The organism is Streptomyces fodineus, from assembly GCF_001735805.1.
Classification (GTDB): domain Bacteria; phylum Actinomycetota; class Actinomycetes; order Streptomycetales; family Streptomycetaceae; genus Streptomyces; species Streptomyces fodineus.
The window spans coordinates 5,548,470-5,562,427 of sequence record NZ_CP017248.1 but is presented as its reverse complement, the minus strand read 5'-3'; the positions used below and the strand labels follow the sequence as shown (position 1 = coordinate 5,562,427).

Sequence of the window (13,958 nt, the reverse complement as noted above, 5' to 3'; positions counted from 1 at the left end):
TGCGGCGAGCCCCCGGGGCTCCTAGGCGAACACCACCGTACGTCGGCCATTGAGCAGAATGCGCCGCTCCGCATGCCACTTCACCGCCCGGGCCAGCGCCTGGCACTCCACGTCACGGCCGATCGCCACCAGCTGATCCGGCGTCACATCGTGCCCGACCCGCTCGACCTCCTGCTCGATGATCGGCCCCTCGTCCAGGTCGGCGGTCACATAGTGCGCGGTCGCCCCGATCAGCTTGACCCCCCGGGCGTGCGCCTGGTGATACGGCTTCGCGCCCTTGAAGCTCGGCAGGAAGGAGTGGTGAATGTTGATGATCCGGCCGCTGAGCTGCTTGCACAGGTCGTCCGAGAGGACCTGCATATAGCGGGCGAGGACGACCAGTTCGACGCCCTCCTCGCGCACGATCCCCAGCAGCTTCGCCTCGGATTCGGCCTTCGTGTCCTTCGTGACCGGAATGTGGTGGAAGGGAATGTTGTAGGAGCCCACCAGCTCCTCGAAGTCGGTGTGGTTCGAGACCACGCCGACGATCTCCACCGGCAGCGCACCGATCCGGGCCCGGAACAGCAGGTCGTTCAGGCAGTGCCCGAACTTGCTGACCATCAGCAGGATCCGCATCCTCGCGTCGGCCCGGTTGATCTGCCAGTCCATGTGGAAGGAGTCACCGATCGCGGCGAAGCTCGCCCGCAGCTTCTCCACCGTCACCGGCGGCTCGGCCGAGAAGTGGACGCGCATGAAGAACAGACCCGTGTCGTGGTCGCCGAACTGCTGGCTGTCCTCGATGTTGCAGCCGGTCATGAAGAGATAGCTCGACACGGCGTGCACGATGCCCTGCTTGTCGGGGCAGGAGAGGGTGAGGACGTACTGGTCGGCCGGTGCGGCGGCGGCCTCGGACTGCTCGTTCATGCACCACAGGTTCTCATGTCCGGGCCGCCCCCGGCGCTGTCGTCCGCTACGCGGACCTGGTCATGATCCGCAGCACTTCCAGACTCTGCGGCGGCGTGTCGGGGTCGTCGCCGTCGCTCGCCGCGAGGCGGACGTGCGCGTCCCGCGCCGCCCGCACCGCGTCCGGCCACCCCTGGTGGTCGAGGTACGCGGCGACCGGCGCGTCCGGGCCGACCTGGTGCACGATCCGCAGCACCCGCAGTACGGCGGTGTCCACGAGCGCCGCCTCCTGCGAGTCGCGGAATATCGTGCCGACGTATTTCTCCGCGGACCAGTTGTCCAGCCAGGTGTCCTCCACCAGCCGGTAGACGGCGTCGGTGACGTCGCCGTAGCCGTCCACGCCGGCCAGCCAGACGTCCCGCTGGAACACCGGGTCGGAGAGCATGTGCAGCGCCGAGCGCACATTGCTGCGCCAGCGCCACCACGGCATGTCGCTTAGGGGCATGCCGCCCATGGTGGAGGAGCGACGGCCACGACGGGAAGAGTTCTCCGAACCTTGCACGGTCATCGATCGTACGTTCCCTGTCACATCCGTCTCACCAGCCCCTGCAATTCACCTCGATGTCACCATTCGTTGACTCAGGGTCACTCGCCGGTTCGTCGTGTGAGGGAATCGTGCGTGCACATGACCGGTAGGCGACGCACTTTTCGTACCTTCCTCCATTCGCCCCTCCGCCCCGGCAGAGCCACCGCGCTGACCGCCGGCGCCGTGGCCCTCTGTGCGTCGCTCACCGCCGGATGCGGCGTCATCCCCGGTGCCACGGGGGGCTCCGGGGATGACCCGATCAAGGTGATGACCTGGGCCCCGCAGGACACCGGCACCACCAACAAGCCCGGCATGCCCGCGATGGCCTACGCCTACGCCAAGTGGATCAACGCGCACGGCGGTGTCAACGGCCGCAAGCTCAAGGTCCTGACCTGCAACGACCACAACGACAGCGTGGGCGCCGCCAAGTGCGCCCGGTACGCGGCCGACGAGAACGTGGTCGCGGTGGTCGGCTCCTACAGCCAGTTCACCGACTCCTACTCCGCCCCGCTGGAAGGCGCCGGCATCCCCTACATCGGCGGCTACGGCGTCACCAACGACGAGTTCACCGGCCAGCTGTCGTACCCGGTCAACGGCGGGCAGCCCGCGCTGCTGGCCGGTCTCGGCAAGGCCCTCTCCACCTGCGGCAACATCTCCCTGGTCCGCCCCGACACGATCGCCGGCGACGAGCTGCCCGTGCTGCTCGGCTCCGGGCTGAAGGCGGGCGGGCACGCGAAGGCGGACGACCAGCTCGCCGCGGAGGACTCCACCGAGTACGTCGACCAGGCCGACCGGGCCCTGCGCAGCGCCACCACGGGCGCGACGAAGAAGGGCTGCGTGGTCCCCGCGCTCGGGGACCACACCGACACCTTCATGGACTCCTTCCGGCGGGCCCGCGAGAACTTCCCCGCGGTACGGCTCGGGACCGTGCTCGGCAGCGTCGACCAGACCGTGATCAACGCCACGGGCGGGGCGTCTGGGCCGTACGAGGGGGCGTACATCACCGGCTGGTATCCGCCGGCGTCCGACGCGCGCTGGGACCAGATGAAGAAGGTGATCAACGAGGAGGCCTTCGGCGACAACCGCATCGACCCCGCGGACGCCGGAGTGCAGACCACCTGGATCGCCTACACCGTGCTGAAGGCCGTCCTGGACAAGATCGGCAGTGGCGACGTGACCGCGGACAGCGTGCGGCACACCCTCGACGGCGGCCTGCAGGTCTCCACCGGCGGCCTCACCCCGCCCCTGCGCTGGCCCTACTCGGGCAAGCTCGCCTCGGTCGGCTTCCCGCGGATGGTGAACGCCGACGTCACCCTCCAGGTCGTCCAGGACGGCAAGCTGGTCGCGGCCCGCAGGGGCGTCGGCGGCCTCAACGGGACCACCGACATGACCCAGACGCTGGAGAGCGCCGACGTGCAGTGATGCCCGCCGGCGCGTCCCCCGGGCCCGTCACAGCTGGGTGGGCTCGCGCTTGGTCAGGCCGTACTTCTGCGCGATCGCGTTCCACAGCGCCGCCGCCTTCACCTTCTGCGCGCTGGCGGTGCCGCTCGCCCGGTTGCCGGCCTGGGTCTCGCCCGTGGGGCGGGCGTGGCCCTTGCGGCACACCTTGTGGTTCTTGGCCTGGTCGGCCCAGGCCGCGTAGTGGTTGTCGGCCGAGGCGGACGCCTGCCAGGCACGGGTCAGCGCGGCGGTGAGCTCGCCGTTGGCCGGCAGCTTGTCGACCGACAGCTTGCCCAGCCGGGTGACCAGGTCGCCTCGCTGCCTGGCCGCGTCGCGCAGGTCGGAGCCGGCCTGGTCGAGGTTGTCGCACCCCTTGACGTCGGCCACCGCCTTGATCACCGAGGCGCGGCTGCTGCCGCTGTCGGCGAGCAGCTTGTCCAGTTCGACCGCCTGCTGCCGGGCCGGGTCGGCGCCCGCCGCCCCGGAGCCCTGGCCGGGGGCCGCGGACGTGGCCGCGACCGTCTTGCCGTCGTTGCCCGGGTCACTGCCACCCCCGCCGCTGAGCAGCGCGCCCACGCCCACGCCGATGACGACGATGCCGACCCCGATCGCGGCGATCAGCGGCACCCGCGAGCGGGTCCGGGGCCCGTCGTCGTGCGCGGGTTCGTACGACGGCTGGCGCGTGCCGTAGGAGGGCTGCTGCGCGTTGTACGACGGCCGCGGCGCGCCGGGGTAGGCGTCCTGCTGCTGGATCTTCGGCAGCTGCTGGGTGGAGCCGGCCGGGCCGTCACCGCCCGCCGGGCCACCGCGGAAGAGGTGGTCGAAGCCGTCCGAGGGTTGCTGTGCCTGTGCGGCGTACGGCGGGATGAACTGCGTGGCCTCCGCGTCGGACGGGGCGGGCGCGGGCTGCTGCCGGGGCGTCTGGCCGAGGTAGCGGGTCTCCTCGCCGCTCGTCTCGGGCGGCAGCGCGCCGGACGCCACCGGCGGGATGTACTGGGTCGCGCCCTCGTCGGCGGGGGCGGCCGGGACCGGCGGGATGTACTGCGTGGCGCCGTCGGCCCGGGCCGCCTGCACCGGCGGGATGTACTGCGTCGCGCCCTCGCCGGCCGGGCCGGGCGGGAGGGGCGGTATGTGCGGGCCGGCGCCGTCGGCCGCCGGGGGCAGCGGGGCGCCCGCGGCCGGGTACGCGTCCGGCACGGCCGGCGGAAGCGGCGCGGCGCCGGCCGGCTGCTGCGGGTACTGCTGAGGCTGCTGGTGCCGCTGGTGGTACGGCTCGGGTGCCGTGCCGTATCCCGGCTGCCGACCGGCGTCGTAGCCGCCGCCGTACGACGGAGCCGGGGCGCCCTCCGGCGGCAGCGGGCCGGGGTTCGCGGCGGGCGGCTGCTGGTGCGGGGCGTCCTCGGTGTGCCACTGCTGGGCCGCCGCGGGGGGCCAGCCCTGGTCCGGCCGGGGCGCCTGCTGCTCGGGCCCCCACGAGCCGCCCCAGGCCTGCCCGCCTGCCGGGGCGGCGGGGGCGGGCGCACCGGACATGCCCGGCAGCAAGGGCTCGCCTCCGTCGGAGGGCAGCACGATGCCTTCGCGCGCGGGCCGCGCCGAGGGCTCCTCGCCCTGTCCACTCTGCGTCACCGGGACTCCTACTAATGGGGGACCTTGTGAATCGGGCTCACGCTACCGGGTCCCCCGAGCCGGGTGCCATGCAGCTCAGGGCGCGATCTTTTTCCCTGTGACAGCCGTAACAAAACCGTCCCGCGGGGCGCTGCTATATGGCATCCTGCCGCGCCCTTGGCACCTCCGGATGCCGTTCGCCGCGCGTTCACCCGGCCGCGGGGCCGGCGTTCACGCGGCCTGCTGGAGATCGAGGCGCGCCCCGAACTCCCGTACCACCGCCTCCTCCCGGAAGGGTTCCAGGCGCTGCTGGAGATCCTCCAGATACTCGGCGCCCCGGTTGGAGCGGAGCGTCTCCAGCAGCTCCACCGCCTTCAGGCCGGTACTGCAGGCCTGTTCGATCTCCCGCTGCTGCACCTGGGCCGTGGCGAGCAGCACATAGCCGATGGCGCGCCGGCGGGCCCGGGACTCGGGATGCCCGGCCAGCGACTGCTCGGCGTACCGGGCGGCCTGCTCGGACTGCCCGAGATCGCGGGCGCAGTGCGCCAACTCGTCGGCCAGATACGCCTCGTCGAAGTGCCGGATCCACACCGGGTCGTCGCCGGAGGAGTCGTCCGCCTGCTCCATCGCCGTCACCGCGCGCCCGGTGGACGCCTGCGCCGCGCGTACGTCGCCGAGCAGGGCGTGCCCGCGTGCCTCGGCCGCGTGGAACATGGCCTCCACGCGCGGGGTCGCGTGCCCCCGCGCCCCCTCCTGCGCCGCCCGCGCCAACTGGGCGATCTCGCGCGGGTTTCCGAGCTGGGCGGCGAGGTGGCTCATGGACGCGGCGAGGACGTAACCGCCGTATCCGCGGTCCCCGGAGGCCTGCGCGAGCCGCAGCGACTGGATGTAGTACCGCTGGGCCAGCCCCGGTTGACCGGTGTCCACGGCCATGTACCCGGCGAGCTCGGTCAACCGGGCGACCGCCGCGAACAGTTCCCGCCCCACCGTCTCCCGGTACGAGCCCGCGATCAGCCCGGAGACGACGCTGTTGAGGTAGTGCACGACCACCGGGCGCACATGCCCGCTGCCGAACTGGTGGTCCAGCTCGGTCAGCGCCTGCGTCATGGACCGTACGGCCGCCACGTCGGCCTGGCCCACCCGCGGGCCCGCCTGCCGGGCCACCTGGGCGTCCGGCGCCGAGATCAGCCAGTCGCGGCTGGGCTCGACCAGCGCGGAGGCGGCGACGGAGGAGCCGGACAGGAAGTCCCGCCGTCCCACGTCGCTGCGCCACAGCTCGCAGACCTGCTCGATGGCCCCCAGTACCGTCGGCGAGAACTGGAGACCGACCCCCGAGGCGAGGTTCTTGCCGTTGGCCATGCCGATCTCGTCGATCGTGACCGTACGGCCGAGCTTGCGCCCGAGCGCCTCCGCGATGATCGCCGGAGCTCGGCCCCGTGGCTGCTGTCCACGCAGCCAGCGGGCCACGGACGTCTTGTCGTAGCGCAGGTCGAGCCCGTGCTCGGCGCCGCACATGTTGACCCGCCGGGCCAGCCCGGCGTTCGAGCACCCCGCTTCCTGGATGAGTGCCTGCAGCCGTTCGTTCGGCTGCCTCGCCACGAGAGGCCGTGCGGCCATGTGCAACCCCCTGTTGTGCGATCCCCTGGAGCAGACGATCAGGACAGGAAGATCACTGCCCATTTGACATACCGTCAATGCGCGACATATGCGGTTTGCCGGGGTAAGACGGTTGGCAATCCCACCCCTGGCTACCCACCCCACGCCCCGCTTCCCCCGCGCGCCCCCACTCGTGCACCCATGCGCCCCGATTGCGGAATCGATGCTCCTCCCCCGCGCGCGCTACAGCCGTAACTCCAGGTGGATGGGAGAGTTGAGTGGGGCGTGGAAGAGACGATCGCGGGCGCCGCAAACACTCAGATTGCCGGTCAGATTCCGCAGCAGCGCGGGGAATCGCTGCTGGAGGCCGCCGTACGCTACGCCGAGGAACGGCACTGGGACGTGTTCCCGGGCACCTGGCTGGAAGCGGTCGACGGAAGGCAGCGCTGCTCCTGCGGCGACGCCTCCTGCCCTGCGCCGGGGGCGCATCCCACGCGCCCCGACTGGCCCACGCAGGCGACCGGCAGCGCGACCGTCGCACGCCGGATGTGGCAGAAGCAGCCCACGGCGTCGATCCTGTTGCCCACGGGGCGGACGTTCGACGCGTTGTCCGTCCCGGAGAGTGCGGGGTTTCTGGCGCTCGCCCGTATGGAGCGGATGGAGTTGACCTTGGGGCCGGTCACGCTCGCTCCTGACCGGCGGATGCAGTTCTTCGTGCTGCCGGGCGGCTCCGCGAAGGTGCCGGATCTGGTGCGCAAGCTCGGGTGGGCGCTGTCGTCCCTTGACCTGGTGGCGCTGGGCGAGGGGGCGTACGTGGCTGCTCCTCCGACGCGGTTCGGGTCCCGGGGCGCCGTGCAGTGGGCCTGCCGGCCCACGCCGGCCAATCGGTGGTTGCCGGATGCCGAGGAGTTGATCTCGCCACTGGCCTACGCGTGCGGTAGGGACCGGTAACCGCGCGGTACGCCGCGCCCCGTACTGTGCATGCATGACCGAAGTCGCAGTACGCGTGCGTGGACTCTGGAAACAGTTCGGGCAGCAGGTCGCCGTCGGCGGGATCGATCTGGAGCTGCCCGCCGGTAAGTTCATCGGGCTGGTCGGGCCGAACGGGGCCGGGAAGACCACCACCCTGTCCATGGTGACCGGGTTGCTGCGACCCGATGACGGCACCGTCGAGGTCGTCGGTCAGGACGTGTGGCGCGATCCCGTGGCCGTCAAAGCGAGGATCGGCGTCCTTCCCGAGGGACTGCGGCTGTTCGAGCGGCTGTCGGGCCGGGAGCTGCTCGGGTACTCGGGGCGGCTGCGCGGGCTGCCCGGCGCCGAGGTCGACAAACGGGCCGCACAGCTGCTGGACGTCCTCGACCTGGCCGGGGCCCAGCACAAGCTCGTCGTCGACTACTCCACCGGCATGCGCAAGAAGATCGGGCTCGCCGCCGCGCTCCTGCACAACCCCGAGGTCCTCTTCCTGGACGAGCCGTTCGAAGGCGTCGACCCGGTGTCCGCGCAGACCATCCGGGGCGTCCTGGAGCGGTACACGGCCTCCGGCGCCACCGTCGTCTTCTCCTCCCACGTCATGGAGCTGGTCGAGTCGCTGTGCGACTGGGTGGCGGTGATGGCGGCGGGACGGATCCGCGCCACCGGAGCGCTGGCAGAGGTACGCGGCACACATCCGACCCTGCAGACGGCGTTCCTGGAGCTGGTCGGGGCGAGCGGCCGGGACACCGGGTCCGATCTGGACTGGCTGGGCGGCGGGGCGGCCCGATGACGAGCCTCACCTCCACCGTCGTACGGCTGAAACTGTCGCTGCTGCGGGGCGGGCTGCGGCAGTCCGGCGGCCGGCGGGCCGCGTTCGTCGTGTCGGCCGTCCTCGCGGTGCTGTTCGCGCTGTCCCAGCTGCTCGGTCTGCTTCTGCTGCGCGGGCACACGCACGCCGACACGATCGCCGTACCGGGTACGGCCGTTCTGGCGCTGGGCTGGGCGGTGCTGCCGCTGTTCTTCCCGACCGGCGACGAGACGCTGGACGCGACCCGGCTGGTGATGCTCCCGCTGCGGCCCCGGCCGCTGGTCCGGGCGCTGCTCGCGGCCTCCCTGGTCGGCACCGGCCCGCTGTTCACGCTGCTGGTGCTGGCGGGCTGCGCGCTGGCCGTCGCGCACGGGGCGGCGGGCGCCGTCGTGGCGGTCCTCGCCGTCGTCCTCGCCCTGCTGTTCTGCGTGGCGCTGGCGCGGGCCGTCGCCACGGCCAACGTACGGCTGCTGAGCAGCAGGAAGGGCCGCGATCTGGCCGTGCTGAGCGGGCTGGTGATCGCGGTCGGGGCACAGCTGGTCAACTTCGGCGCGCGGCAGCTGGGTTCGGCCGGGCTCGGGCGGCTGCAGCCGGTCGCGGACGTGCTGTCCTGGGTGCCGCCGGCGTCGGCCGTGGCGGCGGTGCGCGCGGCGAGCGAGGGGTCGTACGGCATCGCGGTCGCCCAACTCGCGCTGACGGCGGCCGGGTTGATGCTCGTGATCGTCGCGTGGGCCCGCAGCCTCACCCGGCTGATGACCGCGCCCGACCAGTCCACGCTGCAGCCCGTCGACGCCGGGGACCGCAGCCGCTCGGCCGGCGGACTCGCCCGGCTGCTGCCGCAGGACCGCACGGGAACGGTCATGGAGCGCAGCCTGCGCTACATCTGGCGGGATCCGAAGACCAAGGCCGCCTGGGTGACCTCGCTGGCGATCGGGCTGATCGTGCCGGTGTTCAACGCGCTGCAGGGCACCGGGTCGATCTACTTCGCGTGCTTCGCCGCCGGGATGCTCGGCATCCAGATGTACAACCAGTTCGGGCAGGACACCTCCGCGTTCTGGATGGTGGCCATGACCATCTCCTCGCCCCGGGACGCCTACGCCGAGCTGCGCGGCCGCGCCCTGGCCCTGCTGCTGATCACCCTGCCGTACGCGGCGCTCGTGACCACGGTGACCACGGCCCTGCTGGGCGCCTGGTCCCGGCTGCCGGAGGTGCTGGGCCTGTCCTTCGCACTCCTCGGTGCGATGCTGGCGACCGGCGCCTGGACCTCGGCCCGCTTCCCCTACTCCATCCCCCAGGAGGGCCACAAGAACGTCGCCCCGGGCCAGGCAGGACTCGCCTGGATCTCGATCTTCGGCGGCATGGTGTCGGCGGCCCTCCTGTGCTCCCCCGTCCTCGCCCTCACCATCTGGCTCCACGTGAGCGCGGACGGGGCGGACTGGCGGTGGGTGCTGCTGCCGGTGGGGGCGGCGTACGGCGCAGGCCTGACCCTTGCGGGCCTGCGCTTGGCGGCTCCGAGGACAGCGGCACGGCTGCCCGAGATCCTTGCGGCTGTCAGCAAGGGCTGAGGGGGACGTGCCCAAGGGGCGCGAGGAACTGCGCGAGAACCACCCACCAGGCCGCACCCGCCGACGCATCACCGGCCCGGCAGGCTCTCACGCGCTCACATCCCCGAGCACCCGGTCAAGAAACGGCTGGACAGCCCCCTGCCAAGCCGACGGCAGCTCATAGTGCGCAAGGTGCCCGGCATCGGAAACCTCCGCGTACTCACCGGCCGGCAGCACCCGCACCATCTCCTGCGCCTCCGCCCGCCCCAGCTCCCCGTCCACCCCCCGCACCACCAGCGTCGGGCACCGCACCTGGGCCAGCTCCTCCCAGTGCGCGTCGTACACCCACGTCTCACGGGACCTGAGCATCTGCTCCGGCTCGAAGACCGGCCGCCATCCGTCCTCGCACTCGTGCATCACCTCGGCATAGAACGCCCCCCGGGCGGGATGCGGCCGCTCCACCCAAGGATCGTCCGCACCGAACCACTTGCGTACGTCGGCAAGCGTGGCGAAGGGGGCGGGCCAGGCCTGGAACCAGGCCGCCCACTCCCGCTGCGAGGCGGCGCCCAACGCGGAGGCCCGCATGTCGCAGATGATCAGGCCCCGCACCAGATCGGGGCGCTTCGCGGCGAGCTGCCAGGCGGTCAGCGCGCCCATGGCGTGGCCGATGAGGAGCGCGGGGGCGAGGCCGAGCTGCTCGACCGCGGCCTCGGCGTCCTCGACGTACGCCTCTCGGGTGTAGGCGGCCTGTGGGGGCTTCTCGCTCTGGCCGTGACCGCGCTGGTCGAGGGCGACGGCGCGGTGACGGGCGGCGAGCCAGCGGGCGGTCGAGGCCCAGTGGGAGGCACGGCCCATCAGGCCGTGCAGTAACAGCACGCCAGGAGCGCCGGGCGCCGCGTCCGCCCGGCCGTCCGCCTCGTCGGGTCCCGTCTTGGGAGGGTCGGCGAACTCCCAGGCGGCCAGGCGCACCCCGCCCGCTCCCGTCACGTCGATACGCCGTGCCATGGGCCTGGCACCCCCCAGCTCCGCCTGCCTCGTACCGGTGTACTGCCGTACTCGCTCGTACTCGCTGCTGTCGCTGACGTACTCGTCCTGCCGCCGCAGAGAGTAGCGAATCTATCGAATGTCCATTCGAAAAATCCGTCTCCGCGGACAACACCCCTCATTCGAGTGACACCCCTCGAGGAATGATCGCCGCCACCGAGGGGATCTCTTCTGGCGGGAGGCGGACCGCTCGGGGAAAAACGGTCCGAGGGGAATGACCCTGGGAGCTCGGGGCTCCGGGTCAGCACAGGGGAGGACAGGCCCCGGCGCCACAAGGCGCCGGGGCCCTCTCTGCTCAGCGCTTGGCGACGAACACATGGGAGGCGACGTCCGCCTCCAGCTCGGCCGCCTCGCCGCCGCTGCCCACCAGGACACCGCCGGCCGACTCCGTCACGCTCACCACGGAGCCGGGCTGCACGCCCGCGCGCCGCAGCGTGTACATCAGCTGCGCGTCCGTCTGGATCGGCTCACCGATACGGCGGACGACGACCGTCTTGCCGTCCGCGCCCGCGTCCAGGTCGGCCAGCGAGACCATGCCCTCGTCCAGGAACGGGTCGGCGCCGTCCTTCTCGCCCAGCTCCTCCAGACCCGGGATCGGGTTGCCGTACGGCGACTCGGTCGGGTGCCGCAGCAGCTCCAGCACGCGGCGCTCCACGGCCTCGCTCATCACGTGCTCCCAGCGGCAGGCCTCCGCGTGCACCTGCTCCCACTCCAGGCCGATCACATCGACGAGGAGACACTCGGCCAGCCGGTGCTTGCGCATCACGCGCGTGGCGAGCCTCCTGCCCTCGTCGGTCAGCTCCAGGTGCCGGTCGCTGGCGACGGAGACGAGCCCGTCGCGCTCCATCCGCGCCACCGTCTGGCTCACCGTCGGCCCGCTCTGGTCGAGCCGCTCCGCGATGCGGGCGCGCATGGGGACGACGCCTTCCTCTTCGAGCTCGAGGATGGTGCGGAGATACATCTCCGTGGTGTCGATCAGTCCGGACATACGTGCCCCTCGATTACCTCTGCCGGCAGCCCGGCGCGTGCGCTGGCCCTGGCATCAATTCTGCCGGATCCCACTGACAAGCGGGGGCCCCGCGGGAAACGGGGGCCGGCAGGGGATGTACCGACCACTGCCGGGTACGGGTTCCCGGCGAGGCTCAGAGCATTGATTCCTTCAATCTTGCGGGAACAGTATGTGGGCTGAGTCACGTTCCAGTTGAATGAAGGCCAGTGAGCGAACCGCGCGCCGCATGCGACGCCGACGCAGCCTGCAGGGGGTCCAGGTGAGTGCTTCCCGGCGGAGTGGGACCACCGATGAGCTGGGGCCGGACGAGCCCGGTGAGTCCGGGGGATCCGATCTGCTCGCCGCGCTGCTCGACGGCATGGACGCGGCCCTGTGCGCCTTCGACGCCGACGGGGTCGTCACGCACTGGAACCGCGAGGCCGAGCGGATCCTCGGCTGGACGGCCGCCGAGGCGGTCGGGCGGCACGGGTTCGCCGGGTGGGCGGTGCGCAGTGCCGACGCCGAGGAGGTGCGGGCCGGGCTGATGTCGGCGATGCACGCGCCCGGACGCCAGGTGCACGAGTTCGCGCTGGTCACGAAGGACGGCGGGCGGGTGCTCGTACGGACCCAGTCCGCCGCCGTACGCGGGCCCGACGGAAAGCCGGCCGGGGTGTACTGCGCGTTCAGCGAGGTGCACGCACAGATCGATCTGGAACGGTCGATCGCGCTGAGCGAGGCGCTGTTCGAGGACGCCGCCTGGGGAGTCGTCCTCATCGACGCCGACCTGCGGCCCGCCGTCGTCAACGCGCACGCGGCCCGGGCCCTCGGGATCGGGCGCACGTCCGCGCTGGGCAGGCCGCTCGGCGAACTGCTCGCGCAGGGCGTGGAGGAGCTGGAGGCCGCGCTCACCCATGTGCTGTCCGAGGGCGCGCCGCCGGCGCCCGCCGAGATGTGGGTGACCGTGCGCACCCGCGAGGGCGAGAAACGGCGCTGCTGGCGCAGCGGGTTCGTACGGCTGGCCTCGCCGCTCGCGGAGGAACCGGTGCCGCTCGGCGTCGGCTGGCTGTTCCAGGACGTCACCGAGGCCAAGCAGGGCGAGCAGGAGGCGGCGCTGCTGCGCTTCCGTACCAACCAGCTGCACCGCGCCGCACGGGCCGCCGCCGAGTGCGAGGACCCGGCCGAGGCGGCCACCGTCCACCTGGACTTCGCCCTCGCCGGCTTCGCCGACCACGCGCTGATCGACCGCGTGGTGCCGGCCCCGCGCACGCAGGACGAGGAGGCGGCCGTACGGCTGGTACGGCTTGCCGCGACGCCCGCCGGAGCGCCGGGGCCGAGCCTGCTCACGGGCGCGGCCGGGCTGCCCGTGCGCTACGAACCGGGCCATCCGGCGCTGCAGTGCGTGGAGCGGGCCGGGGTGGTGCGCGCGGACGCCGGGTCGGTACCGGCGCAGGCGGCCCGGGAGTGGGCGCTGGCCCGGCAGTGGCCCGGCGACGCGGTGCACGCCCTGTGCGCGGTGCTGCGCAGCCGGGGGCGGACGCTGGGCGTGGTGACGTTCCTGCGCGGCTCAGGCCGCAGCCGCTTCGAGCGGTCCGACACGGCCTACGCGGAGGACGTGGCGGTCCGTATCGCGGCGGCGCTGGACCTGGCGGACGCGGTGCGGGACGAGAAGGGGCCCGAGGGGGCTCAGCGCCGGTAGAAGATCCGGTCGCCGTACTCCCGCAGCACGCGGCCGTTCCACTCGTGGCCGCCGTCGACGTTCCCGGAGCGCAGCAGCGGGGGTTCGATGCCCCGGTCGGCGAGGACGGCGGCGGTGGTCGCCATGACGGCCTGCATCAGGGCGCTGGTGACGACCGTGGAGGCGGGGGCGAAGGGCGCCGGGATGGTGTCGAGGGTGAGTTCCGCGTCGCCGACGGCGATCTTCGAGTCCAGGACGATGTCGCAGTGGTCCTTCAGGAACGTGCCCGAGGCGTGCCGGGACGTGGTCTCGGCGGCGTAGGCGACCGAGGTGACGCCGATGACCTTCACGCCCAGGGCGCGGGCGCCCCGGGCCATCTCCACGGGCAGGGCGTTGCGGCCGGAGAGGGAGATGATCACCAGGGCGTCGCCGGCACGGAGGGGGGAGGTGTCGAGGACGGCGCTCGCGAGGCCGTCGACACGTTCGAGGGCGGAGCCGAGGGTGGCCGGGGTGACGTCGACGCCGACGACGCCGGGCACCGCGAGCAGGTTCATCAGGGCGAGGCCGCCGGCGCGGTAGACGACGTCCTGGGCGGCCAGGGACGAGTGCCCGGCGCCGAAGGCGAACAGGCGGCCGCCGGCGGCGACGGTGTCGGCGAGCAGGGTGCCGGCCGCGGCGATCGGCCCGGCCTCCTCCTCACGGACCCGTTGCAGCAGGCCGATCGCGGCGTCGAAGAACAGGTCGGCAGCCGTGCCGTCGCTCATGCGGTGCCCCTTCGCAGCGTCTGTGTCGCGGATCACGGTGCGGTCTGGACCAGT

Annotated in this window: 12 protein-coding genes; 5 read left to right on the top strand and 7 right to left on the bottom strand. The window is 72.4% G+C overall.

Translation table 11 applies throughout. The annotated features are described in order from the left end of the window. Nucleotides 1–21: 21 nt before the first annotated feature. Both purU and BFF78_RS23805 read right to left on the bottom strand, forming a co-directional pair. Complete coding sequence (gene purU / locus BFF78_RS23810) at nt 22–903, bottom strand: formyltetrahydrofolate deformylase (protein WP_069780252.1); 882 nt, start codon at nt 901–903, stop codon at nt 22–24. 46 nt (nt 904–949) lie between these two features. After that, nucleotides 950–1,450, bottom strand: coding sequence for an SCO4402 family protein (locus tag BFF78_RS23805; protein WP_069780251.1), 501 nt, complete (start codon nt 1,448–1,450; stop codon nt 950–952). Nucleotides 1,451–1,567: 117 nt separating this feature from the next. Between BFF78_RS23805 and BFF78_RS23800 the strand changes: the two genes are divergently transcribed. Beyond that, nucleotides 1,568–2,890, top strand: coding sequence for an ABC transporter substrate-binding protein (locus BFF78_RS23800; RefSeq protein ID WP_165289378.1), 1,323 nt, complete (start codon nt 1,568–1,570; stop codon nt 2,888–2,890). A 27-nt stretch (nt 2,891–2,917) separates the two neighbouring features. On the opposite strand, the gene BFF78_RS23795 is transcribed toward BFF78_RS23800, so the two are convergent. Together BFF78_RS23795 and BFF78_RS23790 are read right to left on the bottom strand one after the other, a co-directional pair. Then, the gene (locus BFF78_RS23795; protein ID WP_069780250.1) at nt 2,918–4,534 is read right to left on the bottom strand and encodes a hypothetical protein; all 1,617 of its coding nucleotides are present in this window, start codon (nt 4,532–4,534) and stop codon (nt 2,918–2,920) included. A gap of 210 nt (nt 4,535–4,744) precedes the next feature. Next, nucleotides 4,745–6,130, bottom strand: a complete 1,386-nt coding sequence (locus BFF78_RS23790) for a tetratricopeptide repeat protein (protein WP_069780249.1) — start codon at nt 6,128–6,130, stop codon at nt 4,745–4,747. Nucleotides 6,131–6,394: 264 nt separating this feature from the next. Here BFF78_RS23790 and BFF78_RS23785 point away from each other — a divergent pair, with 264 nt between their 5' ends. Genes BFF78_RS23785 through BFF78_RS23775 form a run of 3 tightly spaced genes read left to right on the top strand, consistent with a single transcriptional unit; the run spans nt 6,395 to nt 9,454 of the window. Next, the gene (locus tag BFF78_RS23785; RefSeq protein WP_069780248.1) at nt 6,395–7,060 is read left to right on the top strand and encodes a bifunctional DNA primase/polymerase; all 666 of its coding nucleotides are present in this window, start codon (nt 6,395–6,397) and stop codon (nt 7,058–7,060) included. A gap of 34 nt (nt 7,061–7,094) precedes the next feature. Next, nucleotides 7,095–7,871 (top strand): ABC transporter ATP-binding protein, encoded by a 777-nt coding sequence (locus BFF78_RS23780; RefSeq protein WP_069780247.1) that lies wholly within the window; start codon nt 7,095–7,097, stop codon nt 7,869–7,871. Next, nucleotides 7,868–9,454 (top strand): transporter, encoded by a 1,587-nt coding sequence (locus BFF78_RS23775; RefSeq protein WP_069780246.1) that lies wholly within the window; start codon nt 7,868–7,870, stop codon nt 9,452–9,454. Before BFF78_RS23780 ends, BFF78_RS23775 begins: the two co-directional genes overlap by 4 nt. 87 nt (nt 9,455–9,541) lie before the next feature. Here BFF78_RS23775 and BFF78_RS23770 read toward each other — a convergent pair whose 3' ends face one another. Together BFF78_RS23770 and BFF78_RS23765 are read right to left on the bottom strand one after the other, a co-directional pair. Beyond that, nucleotides 9,542–10,438: an alpha/beta fold hydrolase gene (locus tag BFF78_RS23770; RefSeq protein WP_069780245.1), complete on the bottom strand. Its 897-nt coding sequence runs from the start codon at nt 10,436–10,438 to the stop codon at nt 9,542–9,544. 334 nt (nt 10,439–10,772) lie between these two features. Next, on the bottom strand, nt 10,773–11,465 hold the full coding sequence (locus BFF78_RS23765) for a metal-dependent transcriptional regulator (RefSeq protein WP_069780244.1): 693 nt from the start codon (nt 11,463–11,465) through the stop codon (nt 10,773–10,775). 280 nt (nt 11,466–11,745) lie between these two features. On the opposite strand from BFF78_RS23765, the gene BFF78_RS23760 reads away from it, so the two are divergent. Continuing rightward, the gene (locus tag BFF78_RS23760) at nt 11,746–13,161 is read left to right on the top strand and encodes a PAS domain-containing protein (protein WP_069783763.1); all 1,416 of its coding nucleotides are present in this window, start codon (nt 11,746–11,748) and stop codon (nt 13,159–13,161) included. Here the strand turns inward: BFF78_RS23760 and BFF78_RS23755 are convergent. After that, nucleotides 13,149–13,904: an SIS domain-containing protein gene (locus tag BFF78_RS23755; protein WP_069780243.1), complete on the bottom strand. Its 756-nt coding sequence runs from the start codon at nt 13,902–13,904 to the stop codon at nt 13,149–13,151. The genes BFF78_RS23760 and BFF78_RS23755 overlap by 13 nt on opposite strands. Nucleotides 13,905–13,958 lie beyond the last annotated feature (54 nt).

Excerpts from the sequence above, each read along its gene's own strand:
- purU (WP_069780252.1), bottom strand. The coding sequence starts at position 903 with ATGAACGAGCAGTCCGAGGCCGCCGCCGCACCGGCCGACCAGTACGTC.
- BFF78_RS23805 (WP_069780251.1), bottom strand. The coding sequence starts at position 1,450 with ATGACCGTGCAAGGTTCGGAGAACTCTTCCCGTCGTGGCCGTCGCTCC.
- BFF78_RS23800 (WP_165289378.1), top strand. The coding sequence starts at position 1,568 with ATGACCGGTAGGCGACGCACTTTTCGTACCTTCCTCCATTCGCCCCTC.
- BFF78_RS23790 (WP_069780249.1), bottom strand. The coding sequence starts at position 6,130 with ATGGCCGCACGGCCTCTCGTGGCGAGGCAGCCGAACGAACGGCTGCAG.
- BFF78_RS23780 (WP_069780247.1), top strand. The coding sequence starts at position 7,095 with ATGACCGAAGTCGCAGTACGCGTGCGTGGACTCTGGAAACAGTTCGGG.
- BFF78_RS23775 (WP_069780246.1), top strand. The coding sequence starts at position 7,868 with ATGACGAGCCTCACCTCCACCGTCGTACGGCTGAAACTGTCGCTGCTG.
- BFF78_RS23770 (WP_069780245.1), bottom strand. The coding sequence starts at position 10,438 with ATGGCACGGCGTATCGACGTGACGGGAGCGGGCGGGGTGCGCCTGGCC.
- BFF78_RS23765 (WP_069780244.1), bottom strand. The coding sequence starts at position 11,465 with ATGTCCGGACTGATCGACACCACGGAGATGTATCTCCGCACCATCCTC.
- BFF78_RS23755 (WP_069780243.1), bottom strand. The coding sequence starts at position 13,904 with ATGAGCGACGGCACGGCTGCCGACCTGTTCTTCGACGCCGCGATCGGC.